This window comes from Pseudomonas sp. HP_14, assembly GCF_055283875.1.
On record NZ_JBTOQI010000012.1, the window covers coordinates 89,881 to 98,658 of the forward strand.

An 8,778-nucleotide genomic window follows, 5' to 3' on the forward strand; every position below is an offset into this window, starting at 1 on the left:
TATCGTTCTTCGCGGGCAAGCCTCGCTCCAGCAGTTCAACCTGGAGTCTGTCGTATGGATCGCATTCCAGTTCCGTCGCCCTGTGCTCCGCACCTCAATGAATAATGAACTTGGTGAAGTCGCACGCATTGCGCGTGATGGCCAGAATGTCAGCCATGAACCGGTCATCCTCGGTGCTGCGATGCATAGCCTTGTAGGAAATCTGCGGCAGTGCGGGTGTGACATCCAGCCGTTGTAAAAGCTTGCGATCCAGCACATGGCTCAGACAGTGCAAGGGCAGGCAAGCGGTTGCCAGCCCGGACACTGCCAGGCCGATCTGCGCCAGCAGGTTGTTACAGGTAATCGACTTGGCGATGTCGATGCCTTTCATTTTGAACCACTGCCCATAGGCCATGCCCATGCCTGACAGCGCTCCCTGAATGATCAGAGTGCGCGACGCCAGTTCTTCCAGCGTCATGCTCGTCTGATCACCCGCCAAAGCCGGTGTACACATCCAGGCGTTCTCCACTGAGTCGAGTTTCTCGGCGGAAAAGCGATTGTCCTGGAAGATGTCCGGAACAATGATCAGGTCGATGGAGTTGCTCGCCAAACGCTCGTAAAGCACCGGGCTGAGATCCACTTCCGGGATGATTTCCACCAGTGGATAGGCGCTGCGAATGCCACTGACCAGATCCGGTAACCAGGTCAGCGCGGTCAGCTCCGTAACCCCCAGACGCAACTTGCGTTGCAGGTTCTCCGGGCTCTCCAGGCGCTGCAGCATGGCGTCCCGCTGATTCAACAGATTTGAGGCCAGCGCGACCAGTTCTTCACCCATAGGTGTGAGTTGCGCACTGCGTCGTGACCGGTCAAACAGCGGTTGCCCGTAACGCGTTTCCAGGTCCTGAATACGCTTGGAAATGGCTGACTGCGTGGTGTTCAGGTGGTCGGCTGCCGAGTCGAAACTGCCCAGCCGTGCGACCCAGAAAATCGCTTCTATCTGCTTGATCGTAATCATTCCGGAGTCCTCATTAGCTTCCTGAAAGATTCCCTCGGGAGATGAATAAACACAACAAAAAATCGCTTTTTGTTCGTTTTGGCAATCAGTAGTCTTCAAGGCAACCGAGCCTAAACCTACAGGTCATCCACAATGTCGTACCCGCTTTCGAACAGACTGAATCGTTTTGCATCGTCCGCCAGTGTTGCCGCGAAAGCGCGAGTCATGGAGCTTGAAGCCGCTGGCAAGAAGATCCTCGACTTCTGCGTCGGCGAGCCGGACTTCGTCACCCCGACTTCGATTATCGAAGCTGCGCGCACTGCCGCACTGGCAGGGCAGACTCGCTACACCGCGACCACCGGCACCAAACAGCTGAAGACCGCCGTGCAGCGCAAGTTCAAGCAAGACAACGGCCTGGATTATTCACTGGCTGAAATCGTTGTCGGGTCGGGTGCCAAGCAACTGATCTACACCGCCTTCACCTGCACCGTGGACGAGGGCGACGAAGTGATCATCCCCGCGCCTTACTGGGTCAGCTATCCGGACATCGTCAAGCTCAATGGCGGTGTACCGGTTATCGTCGAGTGCCCGGACTCCCAGGGCTTCAAGCTCAAGCCTGAGCAACTCGAAGCCGCGATCACGCCGAAGACCAAGTGGCTGGTGCTCAACTCACCGAACAATCCAAGCGGCGCGATTTACAGCGAAGCGGAAATGCAGGCCATCGTCGACGTGCTGGTGCGTCATCCGCACGTGTGGCTGATGACTGACGAGATTTACGAACACTTCAACTACGCCGGTGCCGCATTGCCCGCGCCTGCCGTGCAAGCCCCGGAACTCAAGGAGCGCACGCTGGTGATCAACGGTGTATCCAAGGCTTACGCCATGACCGGCTGGCGCATTGGTTATGCTGGCGGTCCGGTTGCGCTGATCAAGGCCATGGACAAATTGATGTCGCAAAGCATCGGCGGCGCATCGGCGGTGAGTCAGGCTGCCGCAGTGGCAGCGCTCGAAGAGGGTGGTAGTTTCGTCGCAGAGGCTGCGCGGGTATTTGCTGAGCGCCGCAATCTGATCATCGAATTGCTGAATGACGTACCGGGCCTCAAGTGCCTGGCCATTGAAGGGGCCTTTTATGCCTACCCTAACTGCGGCGGTCTGATCGGCAAGCGCACGCCAGACGGTGTGGTGCTGCAGTCGGATCTGGATGTCCGCAACTACTTGCTCGAGAGCGCCAATGTCGCTGTGCTCGATGGTGCGGCTTACGGCCTGTCACCTTATCTGCGTCTCTCGTTTGCCACGTCGACCGAGATCATTACCGAAGGGTGCCGGAGAATGAAGGAGGCATGCCAGGCATTGAGTTGAGGTGAGTCGTGGCCAAAAACTACTTTCAAAAAAACTAAAAAAAGATCCGCTTTTATTTCTGCCCTCATTTTTGAAGAGATACCGACCATGATGAAAAAGGTTTTGCTTACTTTGATGGGGTTGATGGCAGCAACCACGGTAATGGCTGACGGCTTACAGGACGTCAAGGATCGCGGAACCCTGCGTTGCGCGACGTTGACTGACAGCGTGCCCCTGGGATATCAGGATCCGACCACCCGGGAAATCGTTGGTCTGGATGTCGATTTGTGTAAATCCCTGGCCAAGCATCTGGGCGTCAAGGCCGAGCTGCAGGGCGTCGCCGTCAGTGCGCGGATCCCGACGCTGATTTCCGGCCGCGCCGATGTAGTAGCCGCCGCGTTGGGTTACACCAAGGAGCGTGCCGAGCAGATCGATTTCTCTTCGGCTTACTATCAGGTGCCGATCAAAGTGCTGGTCAAAGGCGACAGCGGCATCAAGTCGTTCGCGGATCTGGCGGACAAGCGCGTCAGTGCCATCAAGAGCTCCACGCCGGAGTTGTATGCACGCCAGCAAATCACCGACGCCAAAGTCGTAGGCTTTGAAGACGCGCCTTCAGCGTTCCTGGCCCTGCAACAAGGCAAGGTTCAAGGCATGGCGATGACCGAGCCAGCATCGATCCGCTTTCATACCCGCAGCCAGAACATGCGTTTTCTTGATCAGGCGCTGCACTTCGAGCCTAACTGCGTAGGCGTCAAAAAAGGCGAAACCGCGCTGACCAATGCCATCAATCAGGCACTGGTAGACATGGAAGCCAGCGGCGAGCTGCAAGCACTCTGGGATCACTGGTACGGCGACCAGACGGAATACAAGCTGGTGCGTGAAAAGAAGCTCACCGCGCTATCTGATTTCCAGTGATTGAAAGCGGGCCGCTTCATGCGGCCCGATCGAGGTGCTTGTGTCAATTTTCAATGGCTTCGGTTCCCTGCTTCAGGGGGACTACCTGCACGCGTTTCTGGGCGGGGCAGGGGTAACACTGCAACTTTTCTTCATCTCGGCAGTGCTGGCATTCGTGCTGGCGTGCCTGTTGATGGGGATCCGCTTGATCCCCGGACGGATCGGCGATTTCGTGGTGGCGGTCTTTGTTGAATATCACCGCAACGTGCCCAGCCTTGTGCAGCTGTTTGTGTGGTACTTCGGCATCCCGCAACTGCTGCCGCTGGCTGCACAGGACTGGATCAACGGCCACGGCGGCGAAGTGATTTTCGCCATTATCGCGCTGACGTTGAACAGCGCGGCTTACGTCTCCGAAGACTTGCGCAGCGGCTTCCGCTCGTTGCCCAACGGCCAGACCGAAGCGGCCCGTGCGCTGGGGATCAATTACGTGCAAACCCTGCGCAAGATTCTGATTCCGCAGGCCATGCGCGCATCGGCTCCATCGCTGGTCAATCAGGCGCTTTCTCTGTTCAAGACCACCGCACTGGCCATGGCCATCGGCACCGCGGAAATGATGTACATCACGCGGCAGATCGAAGGTGAAACCTACATGACCTTCCAGACCTTTGCCGTGGCAAGTCTGTTCTACCTGATCGGCTCCTGGACGATCATGATTCTGGGTGCCGTCTGGCAGCGACGCATCGATCTGCGGATGGCGAGGTAACCATGCTCGAGATTCTTCACGATTACGGGATTCTGCTGCTGATCGGGCAGTACCCCCAAGGACCGCTGGGCGGTCTGGCACTGACCATCATCATCGCGTTGCTGGCGCTGATTATTTCGTTCCCGCTGGCGGTCTTGATGGGCCTGGCGCGCACTTCATCCATAGCACCGATTCGCAACGTGGCCATGGGTTACACCTATGTGGTGCGGGCCATCCCGCTACTGTTGCTGATCTTCTGGTGCTACTTCGCGGTGCCGCTGATTACCGGTATCAACATCTCCGGCTTCGTCACCATGCTGGTGGCGCTGGTGGTGTACGAAGGGGCTTATCTGGGTGAGGTAGTACGTGCCGGGATCAACGCGGTGCCCAAGGGTCAGGTTGAAGCGGCGCGGGCAATTGGCATGAGCTACGCCCAGTGCATGCGCAAGATCGTGCTGCCGCAGGCGCTGTTCAACATGCTGCCGAGCATCCTCAACCAATTCATCATGATCACCAAGAACACCTCGCTGGCTTACTTGATCGGTACGCAGGAAGTGACTTTTGCGGCCTATCAGATCAACAACCAGCTGTTGACCCAGCCGTTCGAGGTCTACGCGCTGCTGGCCGGTTTCTATTTCGTGTTGTGCTTCTCGCTGAGTCGTCTCGCCAAATGGCTGGAGGACACCATCAACCGCAAGCGTCTGGGTTCTGCCCGCGTAGTAGATGAAAGCATCGAAGAAAATCCAGTTCTGGTGGGGCAACCTAAATGATCGAATTCAAGAACGTGAACAAGTGGTACGGCGAATATCGCGCCCTGAGCGATATCACTGAGCAAGTAACCGCTGGTGAAGTGGTTGTGGTGTGCGGGCCTTCGGGGTCGGGGAAATCCACTTTGATTCGTACCGTGAACCGCCTTGAGGAAATCCAGGACGGCAGCATTCTGATTTCCGGCGAAGACGTTCATGCCTCGAAAAAGAACCTCAATGCGTTGCGCAGCCGGGTGGGTTTCGTGTTCCAGAACTTCAACCTGTTCCCGCACATGAGCGTGCTGGATAACGTCATGATCGGGCCGATCACAGTGCTCAACCGCAACAAGACCGACGCCGCTAAAACTGCTCGTGATCTGCTTGCGAAGGTCGGGCTGGCGCACAAGGCCGACGCCATGCCATTGCAGTTGTCCGGTGGACAGCAACAGCGGGTGGCGATTGCCCGGGCGTTGGCCATGGAGCCACCGGTGATGCTGTTCGACGAGCCGACCAGCGCACTGGACCCGGAAATGGTCGGTGAGGTCCTGCAGGTTATGAAAGACCTCGCCTCCGAAGGCATGACCATGATTTGCGTAACCCACGAGATGGGCTTTGCCCGCGAAGTGGCTGACCGCATCTGGTTCATGGACGCAGGGCAGGTGCTGGAACGCGCTGCGCCGGAAGACTTCTTTACGGCACCGAAACACCCGCGTGCGGCCAAGTTCATCTCTGATATTCGGGCGCACTGATGAAACCGTCAGGATCGCCGCACCTGCCCGTTCGCAAGGACTGGCTGGCGCGGGTGGATGAACCGGCGATTGATCCGCAGTTGGCGATTGTCGATGCGCATCACCATCTGTGGGATCGTCCGGAAAACCATTACCTGCTGGACGATTATCTGGACGATCTCGACAGCGGTCATCGGGTGCTGGCATCGGTGTATGTGCAATGCCGCTCGATGTACAACATGGGCCGGCCCGAGTCGTTTCAATGTGTAGGTGAGGTGGAGTTCGCCAACGGTATAGCCGCGCTCAGTGCCAGCGGTCTTTATGGCCCGGCGCGCATTTGCAGCGCCATCGTGGCCGGTGCGGATTTGCGTCTGGGGCAGGCGGTGGTGCCAGTATTGGAAGAGATGCTTGAACGGGCGGGGCCACGGTTGCAGGGCATCCGTAACGTCACAGCCTGGCACGACGATCCGCAGGTGGTTTCAAACCCCAGGCCGCCGCCGTCCGGCATCCTCCTTGACACGCACTTTCGCAAGGGGGTGAGTCTTCTCAACGGTTACGGGCTGGCGCTGGATGTCTGGGGCTATCACACCCAGCTCGAGGAAATCCTGGATCTGGCCAGGTCCTTTCCGGATCAGGTGATCGTGCTGGACCACGTGGGCGGGCCCTTAGGCATCGGCCCGTATGCCGGTCGTCGGGAAGAGGTCTTCGCTCAGTGGTCGCGGCTGATCTGCCAATTGGCCAATTGCCCTAACGTACTGGTCAAGCTGGGTGGGTTGGGCATGGACGTCGGTGGCTTCGCGTTGCATACCCGTGAACTTCCGCCTGACTCAGACACGCTCGCCGAATTGTGGAGTCCTTATATCCTGCACTGCATCGAAGCGTTCGGTGTGGAACGTTGCATGTTTGAAAGTAACTTTCCGGTGGATAAGGGTATGTATTCCTATGGCGTGATGTGGAATGCGTTCAAGAAAATAACCGCTGACTTTACAGCGGCTGAAAAGCGCTTTCTGTTCAGTCAGACGGCAGCGTACACCTACAACTTGAATCTTGCTGATTGATGCAGGAGGCGCTTTAACCGCATCGTTCTTTATTCAGGCTTCATTCGTTATTTCGATTCCGATATCCGGGGCGTGGCTTCGTTCGCCCTGAAGAAAGTTATCCGCAGGTTTTTTAGTGTTCGGTTTTTGACTATTTATCTAACTCAAGATGGAGCGCCGTTGTTGGCGTTGGTCCGTCAGTACACAGTGAGGCGACAGCATGTCCAGTGGATTCAGAGTATTGAAACGCACCCGTCAGGTCAGCGTTGAACAGGTCGAAGGTTATCGTCAGGTGCCGGTGGCCAATGTCAGTGATTCAATGAATCGCATGACGGCTGGTGGCGCTGCGTTGCGGCCCATGCACCGTTCCGGCGTGCTGGCGGGTCCCGCGCTGACGGTGAAGTGCCGGCCCGGCGATAACCTGATGGTGCATTACGCCCTCGATATCGCCCAACCTGGCGATGTGATTGTCGTGGATGCCGGAGGGGATCTGACCAACGCAATCATTGGTGAATTGATGGTCGCCTACGCCATCAATAAGGGCTTGGGCGGTATCGTCATCAATGGTGCTATTCGAGATGCAGCCAGCATTGCCGCTGATGACTTTCCTGTCTTTGCCGCCGGTATCACTCATCGCGGTCCTTATAAAGATGGTCCCGGTGAAATCAATGTTCCGATTGCAATCAACGGCATGGTCATCGAGCCGGGCGATATGATTGTTGGCGATGACGACGGCTTGTTAAGCATTCCTTTTAATGAAGTCGACAGTGTTCTGAACAAAGCCAGCGCCAAACATGCAGCTGAAACTCAGCAACTTCTGGATATCGCTGAAGGCACTAACGACCGCCGTTGGGTTATCGACAGTCTCAAGAATAAAGGCTGCGTATTTCCGGAATAAAGCATCAACGCATTTGCTGTTTTATCGATGGAAAATGACCCTGCATCGCAGGCCGCTGAAACAGATGGTAAATCTGTAAGGGGCTGGCTAAAATCCGCCCGCCTTCAGCGGCTTGAGCCCTCGGACGTGAACGATTGGCTCCAAGACCGAACCACGACCCCTGGTCGACATACTTATAAAGCTGGAAGGCCCGTGAAAATGAGGTATTCCAGCTTTTTTTGTGTCTGCTTTTCGGGTGTAAACTCGCCTTGTGCGCTATCAGAGCGCTTGCAGGTCCAGCGAACATGACGCAAATTTCCGAACGCCTGTTGGTCCAGGCCCATCTTGATGCCAAACAGCCTAAAGAGCTGAGCATCGAAGAACAGGCCCATTACCGCGCAGCCATTGCGGCCGAGCTCAAGGCTCAGGACGCTGTGCTGGTGGCGCATTACTACTGCGATCCGGTGATTCAGGCGTTGGCGGAAGAAACCGGTGGCTGTGTTTCCGACTCACTGGAAATGGCCCGTTTCAGCAATAACCATTCGGCGAAAACCGTCCTGGTGGCTGGCGTTCGCTTCATGGGCGAGACCGCCAAAATCCTCAATCCTGAGAAACGCGTGCTGATGCCGACGCTTGAGGCGACCTGCTCGCTGGATCTGGGTTGCCCGGTGGACGAGTTCACCGCGTTCTGCGATCAGCATCCGGAGCGTACGGTGGTGGTTTATGCCAATACTTCCGCTGCTGTCAAAGCCCGTGCCGACTGGGTCGTGACGTCCGGTTGTGCGCTGGAAGTCGTTGAAAGCCTGATGGACAACGGCGAGAAAATCATCTGGGCACCGGACAAGCATTTGGGGCGTTACATCCAGCGTGAAACCGGTGCTGACATGTTGCTCTGGGACGGCGCCTGTATCGTCCATGAAGAGTTCAAGTCCAAGCAGCTTGAAGACATGAAGGCACTGTATCCAGAGGCGGCGATTCTGGTTCACCCGGAATCACCCGAGTCGGTGATTGATCTGGCCGATGCAGTGGGTTCGACCAGCCAGATGATCAAGGCCGCACAGACCTTGCCGAACAAGATGTTCATCGTGGCCACGGATCGCGGCATTTTCTACAAGATGCAGCAGTTGTGTCCGGACAAGATTTTCATCGAAGCGCCCACTGCCGGTAACGGCGCGGCCTGCCGTAGTTGCGCGCATTGCCCATGGATGGCGATGAACACCCTTGAACGTACCTTGCAGTGTCTGCGAGAGGGCACCAACGAAATCTTCGTAGATCCTGCAGTGATTCCCCATGCGGTCAGGCCGTTGCAGCGGATGTTGGACTTCACCCAGGCGGCGCGGATGAGGCAGATGGGAAATGCCTGACGGCTAACGGAGCAGATCCTGTAGGAGCGCACGAGCACCGCGAGGCCGCGATAGCGGTCTGCCTGATAAACCGCTATCG

General features: G+C 56.9%; 9 protein-coding genes. 8 read left to right on the plus strand and 1 reads right to left on the minus strand.

Translation table 11 applies throughout. The features are described 5' to 3' along the window. Nucleotides 1–94 precede the first annotated feature (94 nt). A complete protein-coding gene (locus ACYASS_RS11775) occupies nt 95–994 on the minus strand; it encodes a LysR family transcriptional regulator (RefSeq protein ID WP_463586234.1) in 900 nt (299 codons plus the stop codon). A 132-nt stretch (nt 995–1,126) separates the two neighbouring features. Here ACYASS_RS11775 and ACYASS_RS11780 point away from each other — a divergent pair, with 132 nt between their 5' ends. The 8 genes from ACYASS_RS11780 (at nt 1,127) to nadA (ending at nt 8,699) form a co-directional block, all read left to right on the plus strand. Then, nucleotides 1,127–2,332, plus strand: a complete 1,206-nt coding sequence (locus ACYASS_RS11780; protein WP_463586235.1) for an aminotransferase class I/II-fold pyridoxal phosphate-dependent enzyme — start codon at nt 1,127–1,129, stop codon at nt 2,330–2,332. A gap of 87 nt (nt 2,333–2,419) precedes the next feature. Further along, a complete protein-coding gene (locus ACYASS_RS11785) occupies nt 2,420–3,226 on the plus strand; it encodes an ABC transporter substrate-binding protein (RefSeq protein ID WP_463586236.1) in 807 nt (268 codons plus the stop codon). A gap of 40 nt (nt 3,227–3,266) precedes the next feature. Then, entirely contained in the window at nt 3,267–3,968 is a 702-nt protein-coding gene (locus ACYASS_RS11790) for an amino acid ABC transporter permease (RefSeq protein WP_463586237.1), read from the plus strand. A gap of 2 nt (nt 3,969–3,970) precedes the next feature. After that, on the plus strand, nt 3,971–4,717 hold the full coding sequence (locus ACYASS_RS11795; RefSeq protein WP_463586238.1) for an amino acid ABC transporter permease: 747 nt from the start codon (nt 3,971–3,973) through the stop codon (nt 4,715–4,717). After that, on the plus strand, nt 4,714–5,442 hold the full coding sequence (locus ACYASS_RS11800; RefSeq protein ID WP_463586239.1) for an amino acid ABC transporter ATP-binding protein: 729 nt from the start codon (nt 4,714–4,716) through the stop codon (nt 5,440–5,442). Before ACYASS_RS11795 ends, ACYASS_RS11800 begins: the two co-directional genes overlap by 4 nt. Continuing rightward, a complete protein-coding gene (locus tag ACYASS_RS11805; RefSeq protein ID WP_463586240.1) occupies nt 5,442–6,479 on the plus strand; it encodes an amidohydrolase family protein in 1,038 nt (345 codons plus the stop codon). Before ACYASS_RS11800 ends, ACYASS_RS11805 begins: the two co-directional genes overlap by 1 nt. Nucleotides 6,480–6,678: 199 nt before the next feature. Then, the gene (locus ACYASS_RS11810) at nt 6,679–7,356 is read left to right on the plus strand and encodes an RraA family protein (protein WP_463586241.1); all 678 of its coding nucleotides are present in this window, start codon (nt 6,679–6,681) and stop codon (nt 7,354–7,356) included. Between the two features lie 284 nt (nt 7,357–7,640). Beyond that, on the plus strand, nt 7,641–8,699 hold the full coding sequence (nadA, locus tag ACYASS_RS11815) for a quinolinate synthase NadA (RefSeq protein WP_463586242.1): 1,059 nt from the start codon (nt 7,641–7,643) through the stop codon (nt 8,697–8,699). Nucleotides 8,700–8,778: the final 79 nt, after the last annotated feature.

What these genes read in the sequence shown, in the direction of transcription:
- ACYASS_RS11775 (WP_463586234.1), bottom strand. Translation starts at nt 994, where the DNA reads ATGATTACGATCAAGCAGATAGAAGCGATTTTCTGGGTCGCACGGCTG.
- ACYASS_RS11780 (WP_463586235.1), top strand. Translation starts at nt 1,127, where the DNA reads ATGTCGTACCCGCTTTCGAACAGACTGAATCGTTTTGCATCGTCCGCC.
- ACYASS_RS11785 (WP_463586236.1), top strand. Translation starts at nt 2,420, where the DNA reads ATGATGAAAAAGGTTTTGCTTACTTTGATGGGGTTGATGGCAGCAACC.
- ACYASS_RS11795 (WP_463586238.1), top strand. Translation starts at nt 3,971, where the DNA reads ATGCTCGAGATTCTTCACGATTACGGGATTCTGCTGCTGATCGGGCAG.
- ACYASS_RS11800 (WP_463586239.1), top strand. Translation starts at nt 4,714, where the DNA reads ATGATCGAATTCAAGAACGTGAACAAGTGGTACGGCGAATATCGCGCC.
- ACYASS_RS11805 (WP_463586240.1), top strand. Translation starts at nt 5,442, where the DNA reads ATGAAACCGTCAGGATCGCCGCACCTGCCCGTTCGCAAGGACTGGCTG.
- ACYASS_RS11810 (WP_463586241.1), top strand. Translation starts at nt 6,679, where the DNA reads ATGTCCAGTGGATTCAGAGTATTGAAACGCACCCGTCAGGTCAGCGTT.
- nadA (WP_463586242.1), top strand. Translation starts at nt 7,641, where the DNA reads ATGACGCAAATTTCCGAACGCCTGTTGGTCCAGGCCCATCTTGATGCC.